19 protein-coding genes are annotated in these 20204 nt (G+C 60.2%); 9 read left to right on the top strand and 10 right to left on the bottom strand.

The window, feature by feature from the left end; genetic code table 11:
- The first annotated feature begins 1 nt into the window (after window position 1).
- From fahA to HBN79_RS12145, 3 genes are all read left to right on the top strand, one after another.
- Window positions 2–1306: a fumarylacetoacetase gene (gene fahA, locus HBN79_RS12155; RefSeq protein ID WP_130871992.1), complete on the top strand. Its 1305-nt coding sequence runs from the start codon at window positions 2–4 to the stop codon at window positions 1304–1306.
- Window positions 1307–1318: 12 nt separating this feature from the next.
- Window positions 1319–1957 (top strand): maleylacetoacetate isomerase, encoded by a 639-nt coding sequence (gene maiA, locus HBN79_RS12150; protein WP_095020533.1) that lies wholly within the window; start codon window positions 1319–1321, stop codon window positions 1955–1957.
- 225 nt (window positions 1958–2182) lie between these two features.
- Entirely contained in the window at window positions 2183–3208 is a 1026-nt protein-coding gene (locus HBN79_RS12145; RefSeq protein ID WP_095018259.1) for a Glu/Leu/Phe/Val dehydrogenase dimerization domain-containing protein, read from the top strand.
- Here the strand turns inward: HBN79_RS12145 and HBN79_RS12140 are convergent.
- From HBN79_RS12140 to HBN79_RS12130, 3 genes are all read right to left on the bottom strand, one after another.
- Window positions 3184–3576, bottom strand: coding sequence for a MerR family transcriptional regulator (locus HBN79_RS12140; RefSeq protein WP_095018224.1), 393 nt, complete (start codon window positions 3574–3576; stop codon window positions 3184–3186). The genes HBN79_RS12145 and HBN79_RS12140 overlap by 25 nt on opposite strands.
- Window positions 3577–3606: 30 nt before the next feature.
- Complete coding sequence (locus tag HBN79_RS12135) at window positions 3607–4182, bottom strand: NAD(P)H-dependent oxidoreductase (protein ID WP_169916776.1); 576 nt, start codon at window positions 4180–4182, stop codon at window positions 3607–3609.
- Window positions 4183–4260: 78 nt separating this feature from the next.
- Window positions 4261–4518 carry a YebG family protein gene (locus HBN79_RS12130; protein WP_016781842.1) on the bottom strand — a complete coding sequence of 86 codons (258 nt, stop codon included), beginning with the start codon at window positions 4516–4518 and terminating at the stop codon, window positions 4261–4263.
- Window positions 4519–4787: 269 nt separating this feature from the next.
- Here HBN79_RS12130 and HBN79_RS12125 point away from each other — a divergent pair, with 269 nt between their 5' ends.
- Window positions 4788–5288 carry a phosphate-starvation-inducible PsiE family protein gene (locus HBN79_RS12125; RefSeq protein WP_016781843.1) on the top strand — a complete coding sequence of 167 codons (501 nt, stop codon included), beginning with the start codon at window positions 4788–4790 and terminating at the stop codon, window positions 5286–5288.
- A 74-nt stretch (window positions 5289–5362) separates the two neighbouring features.
- Here the strand turns inward: HBN79_RS12125 and HBN79_RS12120 are convergent, their stop codons facing one another.
- The 4 genes from HBN79_RS12120 to HBN79_RS12105 all read right to left on the bottom strand — a co-directional run bounded on the left by HBN79_RS12120 (window position 5363) and on the right by HBN79_RS12105 (window position 10007).
- Window positions 5363–5791: an HPF/RaiA family ribosome-associated protein gene (locus tag HBN79_RS12120; RefSeq protein ID WP_095001183.1), complete on the bottom strand. Its 429-nt coding sequence runs from the start codon at window positions 5789–5791 to the stop codon at window positions 5363–5365.
- A 202-nt stretch (window positions 5792–5993) separates the two neighbouring features.
- Window positions 5994–8330 carry a TonB-dependent Fe(3+) dicitrate receptor FecA gene (fecA, locus tag HBN79_RS12115; protein WP_169916750.1) on the bottom strand — a complete coding sequence of 779 codons (2337 nt, stop codon included), beginning with the start codon at window positions 8328–8330 and terminating at the stop codon, window positions 5994–5996.
- A gap of 226 nt (window positions 8331–8556) precedes the next feature.
- On the bottom strand, window positions 8557–9522 hold the full coding sequence (locus HBN79_RS12110) for a FecR family protein (protein WP_169916775.1): 966 nt from the start codon (window positions 9520–9522) through the stop codon (window positions 8557–8559).
- Entirely contained in the window at window positions 9519–10007 is a 489-nt protein-coding gene (locus HBN79_RS12105) for a sigma-70 family RNA polymerase sigma factor (protein WP_095020536.1), read from the bottom strand. The genes HBN79_RS12110 and HBN79_RS12105 overlap by 4 nt, the downstream gene beginning before the upstream one ends.
- Window positions 10008–10189: 182 nt before the next feature.
- Here HBN79_RS12105 and HBN79_RS12100 point away from each other — a divergent pair, with 182 nt between their 5' ends.
- The 3 genes from HBN79_RS12100 to HBN79_RS12090 all read left to right on the top strand — a co-directional run bounded on the left by HBN79_RS12100 (window position 10190) and on the right by HBN79_RS12090 (window position 14327).
- On the top strand, window positions 10190–10744 hold the full coding sequence (locus tag HBN79_RS12100) for a sigma-70 family RNA polymerase sigma factor (protein WP_095018221.1): 555 nt from the start codon (window positions 10190–10192) through the stop codon (window positions 10742–10744).
- On the top strand, window positions 10738–11727 hold the full coding sequence (locus HBN79_RS12095) for a FecR family protein (protein ID WP_095024915.1): 990 nt from the start codon (window positions 10738–10740) through the stop codon (window positions 11725–11727). Before HBN79_RS12100 ends, HBN79_RS12095 begins: the two co-directional genes overlap by 7 nt.
- 182 nt (window positions 11728–11909) lie before the next feature.
- Window positions 11910–14327 (top strand): TonB-dependent receptor, encoded by a 2418-nt coding sequence (locus tag HBN79_RS12090; RefSeq protein ID WP_095001189.1) that lies wholly within the window; start codon window positions 11910–11912, stop codon window positions 14325–14327.
- A gap of 11 nt (window positions 14328–14338) precedes the next feature.
- On the opposite strand, the gene HBN79_RS12085 is transcribed toward HBN79_RS12090, so the two are convergent.
- The gene (locus HBN79_RS12085; RefSeq protein WP_130871995.1) at window positions 14339–15211 is read right to left on the bottom strand and encodes a helix-turn-helix domain-containing protein; all 873 of its coding nucleotides are present in this window, start codon (window positions 15209–15211) and stop codon (window positions 14339–14341) included.
- A gap of 118 nt (window positions 15212–15329) precedes the next feature.
- Between HBN79_RS12085 and HBN79_RS12080 the strand changes: the two genes are divergently transcribed.
- A complete protein-coding gene (locus HBN79_RS12080; protein WP_095018257.1) occupies window positions 15330–16226 on the top strand; it encodes a DMT family transporter in 897 nt (298 codons plus the stop codon).
- Between the two features lie 112 nt (window positions 16227–16338).
- Here HBN79_RS12080 and HBN79_RS12075 read toward each other — a convergent pair whose 3' ends face one another.
- Entirely contained in the window at window positions 16339–17328 is a 990-nt protein-coding gene (locus HBN79_RS12075) for a D-glycerate dehydrogenase (protein ID WP_169916749.1), read from the bottom strand.
- Window positions 17329–17498: 170 nt separating this feature from the next.
- Window positions 17499–18431 (bottom strand): LysR family transcriptional regulator, encoded by a 933-nt coding sequence (locus HBN79_RS12070; RefSeq protein ID WP_095001197.1) that lies wholly within the window; start codon window positions 18429–18431, stop codon window positions 17499–17501.
- A gap of 223 nt (window positions 18432–18654) precedes the next feature.
- On the opposite strand from HBN79_RS12070, the gene HBN79_RS12065 reads away from it, so the two are divergent.
- A complete protein-coding gene (locus tag HBN79_RS12065; protein ID WP_095018218.1) occupies window positions 18655–20166 on the top strand; it encodes an efflux transporter outer membrane subunit in 1512 nt (503 codons plus the stop codon).
- Window positions 20167–20204: the final 38 nt, after the last annotated feature.

Here is a 20204-nt window from a genome sequence, read left to right as displayed (position 1 = left end):
CATGACCCAGTCCACTTTGACCCGCAGCTGGATCGCCTCCGCCAACGGCCACAGCGACTTCCCCCTGCAAAACCTGCCCATGGGCATTTTCAGCATTGATGGCTCGGCGCCACGTAGCGGGGTGGCTATTGGCGATGCCATTTTCGACCTGGAAGCCGGGCTGGCAGCGGGGCTGTTTGAAGGTCAGGCCAAGATAGCCGTAGAGGCTTCGTTGGGCGGGGCGTTGAATAGCTACTTTGCCCTGGATCGGGGCGCCCGGGTTGCCCTGCGCGAGCGTTTGCAGGAACTGCTGGGGGAGGGCAGTTCCCTGCGCGGCAAAATCGAAGCCCAGGGTTCCCGCCTGCTGCCACTGGCAGCTGATTGCCAGATGCACCTGCCGGCCAAAATCGGCGACTACACCGACTTTTATGTGGGCATTGAGCACGCCAAAAACGTCGGCAAGCTGTTCCGCCCGGACAACCCGCTGCTGCCCAACTACAAGTATGTGCCGATTGGCTATCACGGGCGCGCCTCGACCATTCGCCCGTCCGGTGCCGAAGTTCGGCGCCCTAAAGGCCAGACCTTGCCTGCCGGGCAGACCGAGCCAACTTTTGGCCCGTGCGCCCGCCTGGACTACGAACTGGAACTGGGCATCTGGGTTGGCAAAGGCAATGACATGGGCGATGCCATCCCGGTCAGCGAAGCTGCAGAGCACATTGCCGGCTTCTGCCTGCTCAATGACTGGTCGGCACGGGACATCCAGGCCTGGGAATACCAGCCGCTGGGCCCGTTTCTGTCCAAAAGCTTTATCACCAGTATCTCGCCGTGGGTGGTGAGTGCCGAGGCGCTGGAACCATTCCGTCGCGCGCAACCGGCCCGTCCTGAGGGTGATCCACAGCCACTGGCTTACCTGCTCGATACCAGGGATCAGGCCAATGGCGCGCTGGATATCGAACTTGAAGTGCTGCTGCTGACCGAGGCGATGCGTGAGCAGAACCTGCCAGCCCATCGTCTGGGCTTGAGCAACAGCCTGAACATGTACTGGACCGCGGCCCAACTGGTGGCTCACCACAGCGTCAACGGCTGCCAGTTGCAGTCCGGTGACCTGTTCGGTTCGGGCACCTTGTCGGGCCCGGCCCGTTCGCAACTGGGCAGCCTGCTGGAAATCACCGAGGGCGGTAAACACCCGATAGAACTGGCTTCAGGCGAAGTGCGTAAATTTCTGGAGGATGGTGACGAAATCATCCTGCGTGCCCGCTGCGCCCGTGAAGGCCATGCTTCCATCGGTTTTGGCGAGTGCCGGGGCAAGGTTGTTGCCGCGCGCTAAAAGGAGCGGGTCATGGAACTCTTCACCTATTACCGCTCAACCTCGTCTTACCGGGTGCGTATCGCGCTGGCCCTGAAAGGGCTGGATTATCAGGCGGTGCCGGTCAATCTGCTCGTACCGGCTGGCGGTGAACACCGTCAGCCGGCGTATCTGGCCATCAACCCGCAGGGCCGCGTGCCGGCCTTGCGTACCGATGAAGGCTGCGTCTTGACCCAGTCGCCAGCAATCATCGAGTACCTTGAAGAGCGCTATCCCCAGGTGGCGCTGCTGTCCGCTGACCTCGCCACCCGCGCTCATGAACGGGGGGTAGCGGCTCTGGTTGCTTGTGATATCCACCCGTTGCACAACGTCAGCGTGCTCAATCGCCTGCGCCAGTTGGGGCAGGATGAGGAGCAGGTGGTGGAGTGGATCGGTCACTGGATCGGCCAAGGGCTGGCAGCCATCGAGCAGTTGATCGGTGACGAAGGTTACTGCTTTGGCGCGCAGCCCGGGTTGGCGGATGTGTATTTGATCCCTCAGCTGTACGCGGCGCAGCGTTTTGGCGTGCAAATGGCGGCGTACCCGCGCATTGCCCGAGTGGCAGCGCTGGCTGAGCAACACCCGGCCTTTATCCTGGCGCATCCGGCCAATCAACCTGACACGCCTGCCTGACCTCACTCTGTGTGTGGGAGCGGGCTTGCTCGCGATCGAATCAACGCGGTCTTGCGTAATAACCGCATTGCCTGCATCGCGAGCAAGCCCGCTCCCACAGAACCCTATCCCGCCGGGATATGTCCGAAACCCTGAAAACCGCGCAGGCTTATTCCTGAGCTCTTCAACGAATTTTCTGGCGCCACCTATACTGGCGTTTACCCATAATCGTTCGAGGGCCTGATGATGTTTGCTCTTATGCAAAGCGCTCAGCTCGAGTCGCTGCACCTTAGTGTAGACCCCGTTACAGGCCTTAAAGCCGTGATAGCCATCCACAACACTCGCCTGGGGCCGGCGCTGGGGGGCTGTCGTTATCTTGCTTACCCCAATGACGAAAGTGCAGTCGGTGATGCCATCCGCCTGGCCCAAGACATGAGCTACAAAGCCGCGCTGGCAGGGCTGGCTGTTGGAGGGGGGCAGGCGGTGGTGGTGCGTGCGGCCCACGTTGATAGTCGCGCGGCGCTGTTTGAGGCTTTTGGTCGCTGTGTGGACCAACTGGACGGGCGCTATATCACGGCAATTGACAGCGGCACCTCCACTGCCGATATGGACTGCATTGCCCAGCACACCCGGCATGTCACCAGCACCACTGCTGCGGGGGATCCTTCGCCGCATACGGCCATGGGGGTTTTTGCCGGCATTCGCAGCACCGCATCGTCGCGATTGGGTAGCGACAACCTCGAAGGTTTGCGGGTGGCGGTGCAGGGCCTGGGCAAAGTGGGTTACGCGCTGGCCGAACAGCTGCATGCTGCGGGCGCCGAATTGCTGGTCTGCGATACCGACCCCGGCAAAGTGCGCCTGGCCATGGAACAACTGGGGGCGCACCCGATTGCCTGCGAAGCCTTGCTCAGCACACCCTGCGATATCCTTGCGCCGTGTGGTCTGGGCGGCGTATTGAACTGGCACAGCGTCGCGCAACTGCGCTGCTCGGCTGTGGCCGGGTGTGCCAATAACCAGCTGACCAATCTACAAGTGGCCGATCAGCTCGAGCGGCGGGGGATTTTGTATGCCCCGGATTACGTCATCAATTCCGGCGGGCTGATCTATATGGCCCTGACCCATGAAGGTGCCGCCCCCGAGGCCATCAACCAGCAGTTGCTGCAGATCAGTCAGCGCCTGACCGGCATCTATGCTCACGCCCAGGCCGAAAAGCGTTCACCGGCACGGGTTTCGGACGAGCTGGCTCATCAATTGTTGTACCCCAAGGACTGAACACAGGCCAGGTCCAGTTCCGGGCCTTCCATGGCAAAGCGTGTTTCAAACTCTTCCAACCCCGCATGCACCTGTTGCAACGCTTCGATCTGATTCATTACGGCGTGTTTTTTGCGGGCGATGGCGTTGCTCACGACCTCCCATGGCAGCGTCTGGCCGCGGTGTTGATCAAGGATGGCCTGCATTTCCTTGAGCTTGAAGCCCAGCTGTTGCGCGCATTTGATAAATGTCAGCAGTTCAACGCTTTGCTCGCTGTAGATGCGATAAGCGCCACGGCGTTGCGGTGCAGGTAACAGGCCGATTTCTTCGTAGTGGCGAATGCTTTTGACGGTGGTGCCCGACAATTGGGCGGCTTTGCCGATGTACATGAAAAGTCCTTTTAATCGCCGCCCGCCGAATTATCGAGTGGCGAGCTTGCGTGCCTCTAAAAGCCAGGCGTCTCTTTGATGAGGCGTGGCGTTCAGGATGGGGCCAAACGTCAGGGTGGCGGTGGGTTTTATGCCACAAAACGCCAGTGTGGTTTTGCGTATCTGATGCAGCCCCGGCATGCGGTACACCCATCTGTAGTACCACGGCGGGGTGTCCATCGTCACCAGCAGGTGCGCGCTGCGGCCTTTCAGTAGCTTGTCGGGGAAAGCCTTGCCCTTGCGGTATTGAAAGGCAAAACCGGGCAGCAGGATGCGATCGAAAAAGCCTTTGAGCAATGCGGGGATTCCGCCCCACCAGATCGGGTAGACCAGCACCAGGTGTTCGGCCCAGAGGATGTTGGCCTGGGCGTGGAGCAGGTCAGGCTCCAGTGCCTGGACCTCCTGATAGCCTTCGCGCAGCACCGGGTCGAAGCGCAGGGCGCCCAGGCGCATGATGCGTACTTCATGGCTGGCATACTTGGCGGCAGCTATGTAGCTGTCTGCCAGTGCGCTACAGAAACTGTTCGTGCCGGGGTGACCGAGAATCACCAGTACTCGCTTGCTCATCATGACGCCAACCTCAAAGGGGGCCTTTGAGGGTAGAGGCTGCCCCGTAGGGGAGAGTCAAGCGAGAACCGGGGGCGATTACTCGCTGTCGACCAGCAACTCGGACAGGGCGTCCGGCTGGCTCTTGAATGCCTTGGCAAACACATCGCGATTTTTCGCCATGTAGATACCGGCTTCTTCGACTTGCTGCTCGTTCAGGGACGGCACAGCTTTTTGCAACACTTCGGCCAGCAACTCTGCCAGTTCCAGCATTTTGTCATGACGGTCAGCTTCGGCTTTATCCATGAACAAACGCTCCAGATCTCGGCTGCTGCGGTATACCACTTCGACGGCCATTTACCACCTCATATGCCTTCACGTAAATTATCTAGCGATTACTGTATTTATATACAGCTAAAAGGATAAGCCAATCATCGGGATTTGAATAGCGGCTTTTTCACTCTAGCTGTATTTGATAGGCGCAGCGGGCGCCCGACGTGTCTAATTGCCGCCCGCCATCATCTTAAGTGAGCAGCATCAGGCTGCCACATGGCCTTTTTTCTGCATGTTAAAAGCGTCATGTGCATCGCGGATGATCCGTTCGAGTCGATTCAAGGAGCTGCATCGTGAGAGTTAACAAAGCTGAGAAGCTACGTCGCCAGGTTCATGAACTGGCCGAGTCGATGGGCAACCTGTTCGTCGAAACCTTCCATTACCTGGCATTGTTTGCCATTGGCGCGGTCACTGCCTGGGCGGCGGTGATGGAATTCCTGGGAATGGTGGAGAAGGGCAACATCACGATTGATGACATCCTGCTGCTGTTTATCTACCTCGAGCTGGGGGCAATGGTCGGGATTTATTTCAAGACCAACCACATGCCCGTGCGCTTCCTGATTTATGTGGCGATCACGGCGCTGACCCGCTTGCTGATTTCCAATGTGTCCCATCACAACCCGCCAGACATGGGAGTGGTGTACCTGACCGGGGCGATCCTGTTGCTGGCCTTCGCCATTCTGGTGGTGCGCTATGCGTCTTCGCAGTTCCCGTCGGTGAAGATCGAGAACCCTCATCGCAAGACTGGTGCCGGTTCCGGCGAGCATCCGGAAGTGGAGAAGGGGGAATTGTAAGTCGATTTTACATATGAAAAAGGGCGGGCTTACCAAGGTAAGCCCGCCCTTTTTTGTGCCTCACTGACGTTCAATCAGCTGATCTTGTCGAGTTCCTTTTCTTTCTCCAGGAACTCTTCTTCAAGCAAGTCATCAGCGGTCTGCTTTGGCTCTTTTGCCTCAAACCCTTCCGGGGCGAGGGTCACTGTACGTTTGCCACGCAGCTTGCCGAACAGGTGCTCCAGAGCGTGCTCCAGTTTTTGAGCAGCACCCTCCACAGCTTGGGTCAGTGAATCAGCGTCGTGGGATACGAGAATTGGCTGGTGTCCTTTAGGTCGAGCCTCCATTTTGCAGCGTTTGTCCTTGGGACCGGACTTGCCGCCATTTTCATCACTGAGATGGACCTCGACCCGGGTCAGATCTTCCAAATGGCGTTCGAGCGTGACTTCAACAGTAGCGGTGACCCAGTCCTGGGTGCGTTTGTCACTGTCGATGTGTTTATCGGAAAAGACGTGAGTAAGCATAGTTCTTCCCTTATATAAGCGTGCTCGTGTGAGGTCTGACGGCCTTGGGTGTACAAAGGTTCATCGTCATCGCTCAGTTACAGTGTTTGGGCCGATGAGCAAATATTTCAAGCACTATTTTCAGGAAGTCTTTCAAGTCGTGACCGGTGTCAGTCTTTGCCTGTAGGAAAAGCCCGCGTGTGCGGGCTTTAGCCAATTTAAATCAAAATGCGACAGAGGTTTGTACATAGAGCGTGCGTGGCTCGCCCACGTATTTGCCCTTGTTGTTGTCGTCAAACGAGCGGGTGTAGTACTCGTGGTTGAGGATATTTTTGACCCCCACAGCCACGTTAAGGTCGGACAGCTGGTGGCCAAAGTCATAGCCCACACGGCTGTTGAAGACCATATAGCCTGGGATCAAACCGGTGCTGCCGTCAGCGCTTTCGGCGCGGGTATTGGCGTTGTCGGCGAACTGGTTGCTTTGGAAGGTGCTGTCCAGGTTGGCTTTCCACGGCCCCTCGGTATAGCCGACGCCGATGCTGCCTTTGTTTTTCGAGGAGAACGGCACACGATTGCCTTTGTTCGGCCCGTCTTCGCGGATGGTCGCGTCAACATAGGCATAGGTGGCGTATACGTCGAACCCCGCCAGTACCGGGCTCAGGCCATCCAGCGCGTAGTTGACGCTGGCCTCGATGCCCTGATGACGGGTCTTGCCCCGTGCGATCACCGTGTCGGTGGTTTGGTTGCTGTCGTACTGGTTGTTGAAGTTGATCAGAAATGCGCCGATCTCCGCGCGCAGGTTGCCATTGTCGTAGCGAGTGCCAATTTCCCAGGTGCGCGCTTTTTCCGGTTTTACCTCGCCGCCGGTAACGCGATTGGGCATCTGGCTGTACTGCACGCTGCCGAAGGAGCCTTCGGTATTGGCATACAGATTCCAGCTGTCGGTCACGTGGTACATCACGTTCAGGGCGGGAAGCGGAGTGTTGTAGTCGCCCTTGTATTTGACGTTGGTCAGCAAGTTGGTTTGCTGTTGTTCAATCATTTCGTAGCGAATGCCCGGAGTGAAGGTCCATTTGCCGATGTCGATCTTGTCGTCGATAAAGAATGCATGGGCTTCGGTGGCACCACGGGTGTCGCGGTCATTGCGGCTGTTGGTGGTGGGCAGTTCATTGGCGGCAATCGGCGTGCGGTAGCGCAACTCATGGCCGGCTTCGTTGATATAACGATAACCTGCGCCCACTTCGTGGCTGCTGTCGCCCAGATCAAAGCCCTGGGCTATGCGGGTTTCGATCCCGCGCACCCAATATTCCCGCGGTGACAGCGAGAGGAAGCTGCCCTGGTCCAGATAGCCGCTGCGCAGGGTCTTGGTGAAGAAGCTGTTGACGGTGAATTCACGGCGATCTTCCTGGTAGCGATAGCCAAAGTTGACCAGGGTGCGACGGCCCCAGAACTTGTCGTTGGGGCGGGTCGACTGATACGGGTCAGCCTTGTAGGCCGCGGTGCTCAGGCCGCCGGGCATGTCGGCTTCACCATCGTAGTACTGGGCCATGGCGTGCAGGCTGTTGGCTTCGTCGATCTGGTAGTTGCCCTTGAGGATCAGGTCGTCGATGCGCGTGTCGCTGTGCTGGCGCCAGTCACCACCGCGTACGCCGGAGTACAGCAGGGCGCCGCCCAGGCCGTTGTCGGCGGTGCCGCCGGCCAGCAGGTTGGCGGTTTTCTTGAAGCCATCCTGGGTGGACGATGGGCTGGTTTCGGTTTGCAGGCCGACTTTTACAGTCGGTTCGTCGGGAATGGCGCGGGTTACGAAGTTGACGATGCCGCCGACGTTTTGCGGGCCATACCGCACGGCACCGCCGCCACGCACTACGTCTACCGCATCCATATTGCCCATGCTGATGGGGGCAAACGACAGCTGCGGCTGACCGTAGGGGGCGAAGGGCACGGGAATGCCGTCCATCAACACGGTGGAACGGGTCGCCAGGCGTGGGTTGAGCCCACGGATACCAAAGTTGAGCGCCATGTCGTGGCTGCCGGTGCCGTTGTTTTCCGGAGCGTTGACGCCGGGGATGCGATTGAGCACTTCGCGGGCGCTGGTAGCGCCCTGGCGTTCAAACTCTTCGCGACGGATCACGTCGCGGGCGCCGGGGTGTTCGAACACATCGGTTTGCGCCGCGTCGCCGAGCCAGTCACCCACCACGCTGGAAGCGCCCAGCTCAATGCTTGCCGGAGCTGTCGAGGTGGTTGCCGGTTGCAGGCTGAATGCCCCCTGGCCTTCAGCGCGGGCTTGCAGGCCAGTGCCTTCAAGCAGGGCCTGCAAGCCTTGTTCTGGATCGTAGGTGCCTTCCAGGCCCTTGCTCTGAATACCGCTGGCGGCGGCGGAGCTGAACGAAATCAGCACCCCGGCTTCGCGTCCGAATTGGTTGAGAGCGTTTTCCAGCGATGACGGTGCGATGTGGTAAGCCTTGGCGTCGGCAAATGCCATCGGCAGGACGCTGAAACTCAAACTGGCACCTAATAGCAAACGGGCCAGGGACGTAAGACGGAAGGGCTGAGCGGGCATGAGGGATCCTGTGGGGATGAGAATCTAAGTGGCTTACCTTCTCTGTCACGCCAGATCCGAAATCGGCTCACATTTTTTGAAAATAAAATGCACACCCTTTGTGGGAGCGGGCTTGCTCGCGATTGGATCGCCGTGGTGTGACTGGCAGACCGCGTTGTTGCCATCGCGAGCAAGCCCGCTCCCACAACAAGCTCGCTGCTACAACACGTCCGTTTGCACAGAGCCGTTACACCCGCGCTTCAACCGTTACCCAATAGCGGGTAAAGCGCTTGATTCGCACTGGCAAGCTGACGGCAAGCAGGTCCAGCACGCGTTCGCTGTCGTCCACCGGGTAGGTGCCGGAGATCAGCAGGTCGGCGACTTTTGGGTCGCAGTTGAGCTGGCCCCGGCGATAGCGGCCCAGTTCGGCGAGAAAATCCGCCAGACGCATATGCGCAGCAACCAGCATGCCGTCGGTCCACGCACCGCTCCCCGCATCCAGAGGGCGCGGGGTGTTCCAGGCCAGGCGGGTGAAGCTCAGTTGCTGGTGCGGCTCAACCCACAATGCACTACCCGTATGCGCTGTTGGCATCAGCGCTACCCGGCCATCGAATACGGCGATTTCAGTATGCTCGCCAAATTGGCGCACATTCAGGCGGGCGCCCTGGGGCTGCAAGCTGCCGTGGGCGGTGAGCACCTGCAAGGGCCGCGAATCCCGGGCGGCGGTGAGCAGCATTTCGCCTTCGAGCAGGCGGATGACTCGTTGCTGGGCATCGAATTTCACATCCACCGCGCTGGCGGTGTTGAGCTGGAGCTGGCTGCCATCATGCAACTGCAGGTTGCGCCGCTGGCCTACCGGCGTGCTGAAATCTGCCAGCAGCGGGTTGACGGGCAACTGCTCGCGCAGGCCCCAGGTCAATGCCGAGCCTGCGCCTAAAAGCAGCAACAGCTTCAATGCCTGACGGCGGCTGCTGCTTTTGGGCGCGTTCAGGGCCGCATGGGCCAGTGGCGACGACAAACCGCGCAAGCGCTGGTTGATGCGCTGGATATGCTCCCACGCCCGCTGGTGTTCAGGATGGGCGTGTAACCATTGCTCCCAGGCCTGCTGGCGCCTGGGACTGAGCGCACCGCCCTGCATTTCGACCAGCCAGCTGACTGCTTGCTCGGCCACCGCCGTGCCGATGTCGGGCGGTGCATTGAAGGCACCGTTCACAGGGCGAAGTAGCAACGCAGGGCTGCCTTGCTCAAATGACGTTTGACCGTGGCAATCGAGATACCCAGTTGAGCGCCGATTTCGGCGTAGCCCAGGCCATCGACCTGAGCCAGTAAAAAGGCCCGTTTGACCGGGGAAGGCAGGCCGTCGAGCAATTGATCGAGCTCCATCAGGGTTTGCAGAATGATTGCGCGTTCTTCTTCACTGGGGGCAACCTGTTCGGGCAGGTCAGCCAGGGCCTGCAGGTAGGCGCGCTCCAGATCCTGGCGGCGATAGTGATTAAACAGCACGCGCTTGGCGACCACGGTCAAAAACGCCCTGGGTTCGCCAGGGGCCGGGGTTTCGCGGGCGGTCAGCAGCCGCATGAAAGTGTCCTGGGCCAGGTCGGCGGCATTCTGCGGGCAGCCGAGCTTGCGCCGTAACCATCCCGTGAGCCAGCTGTGGTGGTCCTGATACAGAACCTCGACGATGTTTGACTGCGACAACGACCACTCCGGCTGCGCTGAATAACGCTTTAGAGAACAAGAATTGTTCGCATTGTAGGGGTGGCTTTATGCATTGAGCAATCACCACTTATCAAGGGCGGTCGCGCAGCCCGTCATCTGCTTTTGCATATGAGAATATTTATCATTAGTATCGCTTTCCTTTTGCCTGCGCATCGATCTCCATGACCCCACCCGAACTCAAGGATGGCCCTACCAGCGAACCGCGCCAGGGACGAGCGCATTTCCTGCAGGTGTTTCTTAGCCAACGTCCGCAGATGGAAGCGCTGGTGAGCCGCCGCGTGGGCTGCCGGGCTACGGCCGCGGATCTGGTGCAGGATTTGTTTTTGCGGTTTTGGCGGCGGCCGTTGGTGCAGGTTGAAGAGCTGAGCACCTATCTGTTGCGCTGTGCGGGCAATATCGCCATCGACCATTTGCGCAGCGAAGGTACGCGCGAGCGGGTCAGCCATCACTGGCAGCCTGAACCGGACGCCAGAAGCTGCGAGCCCCAGGCCGCTCTGGAAGCCGGAAATGACTTGCGCCAGGTCGAGGCGGCATTGCGCAGCCTGCCCGAGCGCACGCGGCATATCTTTTTGCTCAACCGTATTCACGGTCGCACCTATGCCGAGATCGCCAAGGTCATGGGCGTGTCGCAAAGTGCTGTCGAAAAACACATGATGCGTGCCCTGGAGGCCTGCAAGGCCAGTCTGCGTGAGCCGCCATCAGGGACAGCATTGTGAACCGCCATTCGAGAGTTGCCGTGACAGCCGAGCAAGAGCGTGCCGCGTTGGACTGGCTCAGTGTGCTGCACGACCGGCCCGACAGTGGCGATCAGGCCACCTTCAGTCGCTGGCTGCAGGCTGACCCTGCCCATGCCGAGGCCTATGCCCAGGCGCAGGTGGTGTGGGAGCTGAGTGAAGTGGCGGCCAGTACCCTGGCTGACGAAGAGTCGCTGGCCCTTCAGCGTTATCTGTCGGCTATGGATACATCCCGGCGCGGTCGCCTGCGGCATTGGGCCGGTGGGTTGGCCATTGCTGCATGCCTGCTGCTGATGGTCGGTGTATTTGCCGGTTGGCAACCGGCGCGCTGGGTGGACGATCTGGGCGCTGACTATGTGAGCGCGCCTGGGCAAGTGCGCACTGTGCTGCTGGCCGATCAAACGCAGGTCACGCTGGATGCCGACAGCGCCATTGCGGTGAACTTCAGTGGTGGTGAACGCCATGTGCAATTGCGCCGAGGCGTGGCCTTCTTTCACGTCACCCATACCGGCGCGCCCTTTGTGGTAGATGCCGACGGCGGTGAAGCGCGGGTCCTGGGCACCGAATTTGAGGTGCGCCTGCAACCGGGCGGGGCGCAAGTCACGGTGTTGTCCGGGCGGGTAGGGGTCAAGGCTGGCAAGGATTCGGCTCAGCAGATTCTTACTGCCGATCAGCAAATTGCCTACGACGCTGGGGTTACCGATGCAGTGCATCACGTTGACAGCCAGAGCCGCCTGGGCTGGCGCTCGGGCTGGTTGAGCTATTACAAAACCCCGCTGGCTGATGTCGTGGCCGATCTCAGGCGTTATTACCCGGGGCAGATTGTGTTGCTCAACAGCCAGTTGGGTGCCAGGAAAATCAGCGGCAGTTTCCCCAGCCAGGACCCGCAAGCCGTGCTCAATTCGTTGCAGGGCGTGCTCGGATTTGAGCAGCACAGCGTGTTAGGGCTGATTGTGTTGCGTTGACGCGTCCTCCACATATCCCTGTGGGAGCGGGTTTGCTCCCACCGTTTTCCCACAGGCGGTCTGTGGCGTCATCGCGGATTTTTTTTCATTGCGTGGTGAGGTAAACCCCGGCGCCATCCGTGTAGTGCTTGAAAATGCGAAAAATTCGTATTCCGTATCAGGTCAACACACAGGTCATGAGCATGAAGTCCAGGGCAAGTTCGGTGAAACAGTGGTTGGGAGCTTCTGCATTCGTGATGGCCGGGTTGGCGCTAAACCCGCTTTATGCGGCCATGGCTGCCGAGGCGCCGCAACAGCAGGCCGAAGCCTTGTTCGATTTCAACCAGCCGGCGAAACCTCTGCCCCAGGCGCTCAACGACTTTTCCCGGCTGACTGGCCTGAGCGTGGTCTACACCGATGAAGCCCCCTTTGGCCTGCAAGCGCCGGCGATCAAGGGGCGCATGAGCGCCGGGCAGGCTTTGCAGCAGTTGCTCGCGCAGTCTGGCTTCAATGGGCGGCGTACCGACGCCAACACTTTTGCCCTGGAACCCCAGCCCACCGCAGGCGCCCTGAACCTGGGGGCCACCAGCATTACCTCGCTGGCCACAACCGACACCAGCTACCAGCCACCAGCCACCACTTCGGTGATGCGCGGCACGGGCTCATCCATGGAAGTGCCGCAAACCATCAATGTGGTTGCCGCCCAGGTGATTCGCGACCAGGCGCCGCGCAATCTGGATGATGCCCTGAACAATGTCAGCGGCATCACCCAGGGCAACACGCTGGGCAGTACCCAGGACTCGGTGATGAAGCGCGGCTTTGGTGACAACCGTGACGGTTCGATCATGCGCGACGGTATGCCGCTGGTGCAGGGCCGGGCGATGAACGCTACCACCGAACGGGTCGAAGTGCTCAAGGGGCCGGCCTCGTTGCTCTACGGGATTCAAGATCCGGGTGGTGTCGTCAACGTGGTCAGCAAAAAGCCGCAGCTGGAGCAGTACAACGCGGTGACGGTGCGTGGGTCAACCTACGGTTCGGGTAAAAACGGCGGCGGTGGCAGCCTCGACAGCACCGGCCCGCTGGGTGACTCGGGGCTGGCCTACCGGATGATCATCGACCATGAAGATGAAGATTACTGGCGCAATTTTGGGGTGCATCGCGAAACCCTGATCGCGCCGTCGCTGGCCTGGTATGGCGACAACACCCAAGTACTGCTGGCGTACGAACACCGCGAGTTCCTGACCCCCTTCGACCGTGGCACGGCCATCAATCCGGCGACCAACCATCCGCTGGACATTCCGGCCACGCGCCGCCTGGACGAGCCGTTCAACAATATGGAAGGGCGCTCGGACCTGTACCGCCTTGAAGTCGATCACGACCTCAACGACGACTGGAAAGCCCATTTCGGCTACAGCTGGAACCGCGAAACCTACGACGCCAGCCAGGTTCGGGTTACCAAGGTCAACTCCGACGGCACCCTGACGCGAAAAATGGACGGCACCAAAGGCGCCATCACCACCGACCGTTTCAGCACCTTCAGCTTGCAGGGCAAGGTTCAGGCCGCTGGCATGCAGCATGACCTGGTGTTTGGCGTGGACGACGAATACCGCAAAATCTATCGCGCCGAGCTGATCCGCCAGGACAGCCAGTCCACCTTCAATTACGAAAACCCGGTGTATGGCAATGAAGTCGCCGGTACCACCGTGAGCGCCAGCGACAGCAACCAGACCGACCTGCTGCGCAGCGACTCGTTGTTTGCCCAGGACTCGATCCACCTCACCGACCAATGGATTCTGGTGGCGGGCGCACGCTTTCAGAAGTACGACCAACTGGCGGGCAAAAGCATTCCGTTCAAGGCCAGTACCGATACCAACGGGGTGAAATGGATCCCGCGGGCCGGGCTGGTATACCGCTACACCGATGAACTGTCGTTCTATGGCAGCTACACCGAATCGTTCAAGCCCAACTCCTCGATCGCTCCGCTGACGGGCGGCGTGGTACTGGACTCCTCCATCGCACCGGAGCAGTCAAAATCCTGGGAACTGGGGGCCAAGCTGGATATCCCGGGCCGTATCACTGGCACCCTGGCCTTGTACGACATCAAAAAGCGCAATGTGCTGGTGTCCTCCACGGTGGACGATGTCACCGCATATTCGGCCGCGGGTGAAGTTCGTTCCCGGGGCCTGGAACTGGACGTCAGCGGCCAGTTGACGGACCAGTGGAGCCTGATCGGCAGCTATGCCTATACCGATGCCGAGGTGACCAAAGACACCACCTACCAGGGCATGCGTCTGCAGAACGTGGCCAAGAACAGCGGTTCGCTGTCGGCGGTCTATGACTTTGGCAGCATCGTGGGCGGTGACAAGCTACGCGTTGGCGCAGGCGCGCGCTATGTGGGCGAACGGGCGGGGGATGCCCTGAACGACTTCGATCTGCCGGGTTACACCGTGGCCGATGCCTTTGCTACCTACGACACCAAGGTTGAGGGGCAAAAGGTCAAATTCCAGGTCAACGTCAAAAACCTTTTCGACCGCACTTACTACACCTCGGCGGCCAGCCGCACCTTCGTCTCGATTGGCGATGCGCGGCAACTCACATTTTCCAGCACTCTGGAGTTCTAAGGCCGCCAGGGTTACCTGAACACCGCCCGAAACTCCCCCGGCGTGCCGCCCAGGCTTTGCTTGAAGCGGTTGGCGAAGTGGCTGGCGCTGGCGAAGCCACAGGCCAGTGCAACATGGCCCAACGCCAGTGTGCTGTTGCGCAGCAGGTCGCGGGCGCGGGCCAGGCGGCGGGCCAGCAGGTATTGATGGGGCGGTACGCCAAAGCTTTCGCGGAACATGCGGGCAAAGTGGTAAGGCGATAGCGCGCACTGCGCTGCCAACTGGCCGATGTTCAGCGGTTCGGCCAGCCGGTGCTCGATGTATTCCACCAGTTGGCGGCGCTGATAGGCCGCCAGCCCGCCCTTGAGTTGCAGCCCGTCACGCAGCCCCACCTGGGTCAGTACGGCATGGTCGAGCAGGGCGCTGGCCAGGCTGCTGGTGAGCAGGCGTTCGGCGGGCTCGTCCCAGTTGGTCTGGATCAGTTGATGAAAGCGGCGGGTTTGCTGTTCGTCATCCTGAAAGGTCAGTTCCCGCAATTGCATCTCCCGGGGTTCGCGGTCGAGCAGGGCGATGCAGCCCAGGGCTAATTGCTCCTGGCTGACATACACATGGGCCAGGCGTATTTCGCCATTGATCACCCACGCCGATTGATGATCGGCGGGCAGCACGCAGAGCTTGCCCGGTGAGCCCTTGGCGCCGGGTTGTTCGCGTCTGAAAGTACCGGTGCCGCCGGAGATATAGCACGACAAGGTGTGGTGCGTCGGTGCTTCATACTCACGGGCATCGTGGTGGTTGGTCCACACAGCAGCGGCCAAGCCTTCACCCAGCTCGGCACTGTGCACCAGACGGGCATTGGGCGAGCTGTTCATGGACTGGAAGACTTGCAGGGTATCGAATGCGGGCATGCTCGCATCCTACTCCGTCGCACTGCGGCTGCCAGCCCCGACCCCACAAAAGCGCAAGAATCTGCAAGTGCGGCCCAGGCAGCGGGCCCAGACTGAAGGCCATTGTCTGGAGTGCGCCATGAACCTGTTTTTATATGTAATGACTGTCTTGATCTGGGGCACCACCTGGATCGCCCTGAAATTGCAATTGGGGGTGGTGGCGATACCGGTGTCCATCGTTTACCGCTTTGGTCTGGCGGCGTTGGTGCTGTTTGCCGTGCTGTTGCTCAGCCGCAAGTTGCAGGTGATGAACAGGCGCGGGCATCTGATTTGCCTGGCCCAGGGGTTGTGCCTGTTCTGTGTCAACTTCATGTGTTTCTTGACCGCCAGCCAGTGGGTGACCACAGGCCTGATCGCGGTGGTGTTTTCTACCGCCACATTGTGGAATGCGCTGAATGCGCGGATTTTCTTCAAGCAGAAAATCGCCCGCAACGTGATCGCCGGCGGTGCCCTGGGCATGCTCGGGCTGGGCCTGTTGTTCTGGCCGGAATTGAGCGGGCATGCCGCCACACCGCATATTGCCCTCGGACTGGGGCTGGCGTTGATCGGCACCCTGTGTTTTTCGGCGGGCAACATGCTGTCCAGCCTGCAACAGAAAGCCGGGCTCAAGCCGCTGACCACCAATGCCTGGGGCATGCTGTATGGTGCCAGCATGCTGGCGGTGTACTGCGCGCTAAGGGGTATCCCGTTCGAAATGGAATGGAACACGCGCTATATCGGTTCGCTGTTGTACCTGGTGATACCGGGCTCGGTGATCGGCTTTACCGCGTACCTGACCCTGGTCGGGCGCATGGGGCCGGAGCGCGCGGCCTATTGCACGGTGTTGTTCCCGCTGGTGGCGCTGAATGTGTCGGCCTTTGCCGAAGGCTACCAGTGGACCCCCCCGGCGTTGGCCGGGTTGGTGCTGGTGATGCTGGGTAACGTGCTGGTGTTTCGCAAACCCAAGCCGGTGGCATTGAACGCCAAGCTGGCGTGAGTCTGTAACCTCCTGTGGGAGCGGGCTTGCTCGCGATGGCAGCGACGCGGTGTATCAGTCACACCTCGGCGATCCAATCGCGAGCAAGCTCGCTCCCACAACAGACCTTGCCTCAGCCCTTGAACACCTGCGGGTTGACCAGGTCTTGCGGGCGTTCGCCCAGCAGGGCGCTGCGCAGGTTGGCCAGGGCGCGGTTGGCCATCGCCTCACGGGTTTCGTGGGTGGCCGAGCCGATATGGGGCAGGGTCACGGCGTTTTTCAACGCGAACAAAGGTGATTCGCTCAGCGGTTCTTTCTCGTAAACATCCAGGCCAGCGCCGCGAATGGTGCCGTTTTGCAGGGCTTCGATCAGTGCCGGTTCGTCGACCACCGGGCCACGGGAGATATTCACCAGAATAGCGCTCGGCTTCATCAGCTTGAGTTCGCGCTGGCTGATCAGATGCCGGGTTTTTTCGCTCAATGGCACCACCAGGCAGACGAAGTCCGCTTCGGTCAGCAACTGGTCGAGGCTGCGAAATTGCGCGCCCAGCTCTTGCTCAAGAGCGGTCTTGCGGCTGTTGCCGCTGTACAGGATTGGCATGTTGAAACCCAGCCGGCCACGACGGGCAACGGCTGCGCCGATATTGCCCATGCCGACGATACCCAGGGTCTTGCCGTAGACATCGCTGCCGAACAGGGCGGGTGGCACGCTGGCTTGCCATTGGCCGGCCTTGGTCCAGGCGTCAAGCTCGGCGACCCGACGGGCGCTGCTCATGATCAGGGTAAAACCCAGGTCGGCGGTGCTTTCGGTCAGCACGTCCGGGGTATTGGTGAGCATGATGCCGCGTTCGTTGAAGTAGTCGACATCGTAGTTGTCGTAACCCACCGAGACGCTGGAGACGACCTCAAGCTGCCGGGCATGTTCCAGCTGCTTGCGCCCCAGTTTGCGGCCGACGCCGATCAGACCGTGGGCGTGGGGCAGTGCCTCTTCGAATTGGGCGTTGATATCGCCCAGCTTGGGGTTGGGCGCGATGACGTTGAAATCCTGTTGCAGGCGCTCGATCATCGCGGGGGTGACACGGCTGAAGGCAAGTACGGTTTTCTTGGGGCTGGAAAGGCTCATCTGAACAAGACTCATCGGCTGTCGGGAATGTAAGCACGCTAACATTCTCGCCCGCCCGCTGCCAATCCTTGACCTGTGGGAGCGGGCTTGCTCGCGATTGGATCGTCGGGGTGTGGCAGATACACCGCGTTGTAGCAATCGCGAGCAAGCCCGCTCCCACAAAATCGCAATCAGCTATAGGTGGCCAGTTCAGTCTGATGCGCCGCCAGAATTTCCGGCAGCGAGCTTTTCAAGTATTCGACCCAGGTCTTGATCTTGGCATCCAGGTACTGGCGCGACGGGTAGATGGCGTACAGGTTCAGTTCCTGGGAGCGGTACTTGGGCAGCATGCGCACCAGCGTGCCGTTGCGCAGGCCTTCGATGGCGGCGTACACCGGCAGCACGCCGACACCCATGCCGCTGGTGATCGCGGTTTTCATCGCGTCGGCCGAGTTGACCAGAAACGGCGAAGAGTTGATCAGCACCATTTCCTGGCCTTCCGGGCCTTCAAACACCCATTTGTCCAATGCAATCACCGGGCTGACCAGGCGCAGGCAGGAATGGTTGAGCAGGTCGCTGGGCTTGGTTGCCGTGCCATTGGCTTTCACATAGCCGGGCGATGCACAGACGATGCTGTAGGTGATGCCCAGGCGCTGGGACACAAAACCCGAGTCCGGCAGCTCGCTGGCCAGCACGATGGACACGTCGTAGCCCTCGTTGAGCAGGTCCGGCACGCGGTTGGCCAGGGTCAGGTCGAAGGTCACGTCGGGGTGGGTCTTGCGGTAGCGGGCAATGGCGTCGATCACGAAGTGCTGGCCGATGCCGGTCATGGTGTGCACTTTCAATTGCCCGGCTGGGCGCGAGTGGGCGTCGCTGGCCTCGGCTTCGGCTTCTTCAACGTAGGCCAGGATTTGCTCGCAGCGCAGTAAATAGCGTTTGCCGGCTTCGGTCAGGGCGATGCGGCGGGTGGTGCGGTTAAGCAGGCGTGTTTGCAGGTGGGCCTCAAGGTTGGAGACCGCGCGCGAGACGTTGGCAGTGGTGGTGTCCAGCATGGCGGCAGCGGCCGTGAAACTTCCGGCTTCGGCCACACAACTGAAGGCGCGCATGTTTTGCAAAGTGTCCATGAAGTGCTCTCAAGGGGCGATATAGGGGACAGCAACCAATTACACAGCAACAAATTGTGACATGAAGTTTCAGGCTTTACAGGCCGCTTTTCATTCGACCAACGGATTATCCCAAGAACGGTAATAAAGATTCACATTTATGCCCGCTTATCGTTGTGCCTGCCAAGTCATAGACTTCTCTATCTCAAGCCTCATCCTCCCTCCTTTTCAGGAATTTGCAGCAGTGCAGCGTCGCATCAGCAGAGAGCTTAAAGCCCTCAGTGTTCTGGCTTTATCGTTAGCATTAAACGGTTGCATTGGTTTTGGTGGCATCGCGCCCAAGGGCAGCATGCTTCCCGCCAATACGCTGGCCACCGACGAGGCGATTCAAAGCGCCGCGAAAGACGCGAACTGGCCCAAAGCCCAATGGTGGCACGCTTATGGCGACCCGCAACTGGATGAGTGGATCAGCCTTGCCGTACAGGGTAGCCCAACGATGGCAATGGCTGCAGCCCGTGTGCGTCAGGCCCGGGCCATGGCCGGGGTTGCCGAGTCGGCCGAGTCGCTGCAAATCAACGCAGATTCGACGCTCAAACGGCACAACTGGCCCTCGGACCAATTCTATGGCCCGGGTGCATTGGACAACTCCACAACCTGGGACAACAACGCCGCGCTGGGCTTCAGCTTTGCCCTGGACTTGTGGGGCCGCGAAAGCAATGCCACAGAGCAGGCCGTGGACATGGCGCACATGAGTGTGGCCGAAGGTCGTCAGGCCCAGCTCGAACTGCAGAACAACGTGATTCGTGCCTATATCCAACTGTCGCTGCACTACGCCCAGCTCGATATCGTCGAATCGACCCTGCACCAGCAAGAACAGATTCTCGATCTGGCGCAAAAGCGTCTGGACGGCGGTATCGGCACCCATTTTGAAGTCAGCCAGGCGCAGGCGCCGCTGCCCGAGATTCATCGCCAGATTGACGCCCAGGAAGAAGAAATCGCCTTGACCCGCAACCAGTTGTCGGCGCTGGCCGGCAAGGGCCCGGGGGAGGGTGCACGCCTCAAGCGACCAACCCTCGCCCTGGCCACTGCACTGAAACTGCCGTCGAGCCTTCCTGCTGAACTGCTGGGACAGCGTCCTGATGTGGTTGCCAGCCGCTGGGAAGTGGCAGCCCAGGCCCGCGGCATCGATGTGGCGCACGCCGGTTTCTACCCCAACGTAGACCTGGTGGGCAGCATCGGCTTTATGGCCACCGGTGGTAGCGCGCTGGGTTTTCTGACCGGCAAGAAGCTCAACTACAACGTTGGCCCGGCCATTTCCCTGCCGATCTTCGATGGCGGTCGCTTGCGCTCGGAACTGGGCGTGGCCTCTGGTGGCTATGACATGGCCGTGGCCAAGTACAACCAGACCCTGGTGACTGCGCTCAAGGGCATTTCCGATCAGTTGATCAAGCGCGAGTCGATGGAAAAACAGCAGGTCTTTGCCGCCGAGTCGGTGCAGGCCGCGCAAAAAACCTACGACATCGCCGTGGTCGCGTTCCAGCGTGGTCTGACCGACTACCTCAACGTGCTCAATGCACAAACCCTGCTGTTCAAGCAGCAGCAGATCCAGCAGCAGGTCCAGGCCGCCCGCCTGAGCGCCCACGCCGAGCTGGTGACGGCGCTGGGTGGCGGCCTTGGTGCTGGCAACGATGTGCCCAGGGACGATCGCTATGTGCCCGACAAACCGCCGGCCGTCATGGCGCTGTTCAACCACTGAACCTGACCACCAATCCCCCTCGATGGCTAATTTTGAGA

This window comes from Pseudomonas sp. WS 5051, from assembly GCF_012985715.1.
Taxonomy (GTDB): domain Bacteria; phylum Pseudomonadota; class Gammaproteobacteria; order Pseudomonadales; family Pseudomonadaceae; genus Aquipseudomonas; species Aquipseudomonas bubulae.
Note: the sequence above shows the minus strand (reverse complement) of the source record. Positions and strands in the feature narration are given on the sequence as shown.

Excerpts from the sequence above, each read along its gene's own strand:
- HBN79_RS12145 (WP_095018259.1), top strand. The coding sequence starts at position 2,183 with ATGTTTGCTCTTATGCAAAGCGCTCAGCTCGAGTCGCTGCACCTTAGT.
- HBN79_RS12090 (WP_095001189.1), top strand. The coding sequence starts at position 11,910 with ATGAAGTCCAGGGCAAGTTCGGTGAAACAGTGGTTGGGAGCTTCTGCA.
- HBN79_RS12075 (WP_169916749.1), bottom strand. The coding sequence starts at position 17,328 with ATGAGCCTTTCCAGCCCCAAGAAAACCGTACTTGCCTTCAGCCGTGTC.
- HBN79_RS12130 (WP_016781842.1), bottom strand. The coding sequence starts at position 4,518 with ATGGCCGTCGAAGTGGTATACCGCAGCAGCCGAGATCTGGAGCGTTTG.
- fahA (WP_130871992.1), top strand. The coding sequence starts at position 2 with ATGACCCAGTCCACTTTGACCCGCAGCTGGATCGCCTCCGCCAACGGC.
- HBN79_RS12120 (WP_095001183.1), bottom strand. The coding sequence starts at position 5,791 with ATGCTTACTCACGTCTTTTCCGATAAACACATCGACAGTGACAAACGC.
- HBN79_RS12070 (WP_095001197.1), bottom strand. The coding sequence starts at position 18,431 with ATGGACACTTTGCAAAACATGCGCGCCTTCAGTTGTGTGGCCGAAGCC.
- fecA (WP_169916750.1), bottom strand. The coding sequence starts at position 8,330 with ATGCCCGCTCAGCCCTTCCGTCTTACGTCCCTGGCCCGTTTGCTATTA.
- HBN79_RS12140 (WP_095018224.1), bottom strand. The coding sequence starts at position 3,576 with ATGTACATCGGCAAAGCCGCCCAATTGTCGGGCACCACCGTCAAAAGC.
- maiA (WP_095020533.1), top strand. The coding sequence starts at position 1,319 with ATGGAACTCTTCACCTATTACCGCTCAACCTCGTCTTACCGGGTGCGT.
- HBN79_RS12100 (WP_095018221.1), top strand. The coding sequence starts at position 10,190 with ATGACCCCACCCGAACTCAAGGATGGCCCTACCAGCGAACCGCGCCAG.
- HBN79_RS12135 (WP_169916776.1), bottom strand. The coding sequence starts at position 4,182 with ATGAGCAAGCGAGTACTGGTGATTCTCGGTCACCCCGGCACGAACAGT.
- HBN79_RS12080 (WP_095018257.1), top strand. The coding sequence starts at position 15,330 with ATGAACCTGTTTTTATATGTAATGACTGTCTTGATCTGGGGCACCACC.
- HBN79_RS12085 (WP_130871995.1), bottom strand. The coding sequence starts at position 15,211 with ATGCCCGCATTCGATACCCTGCAAGTCTTCCAGTCCATGAACAGCTCG.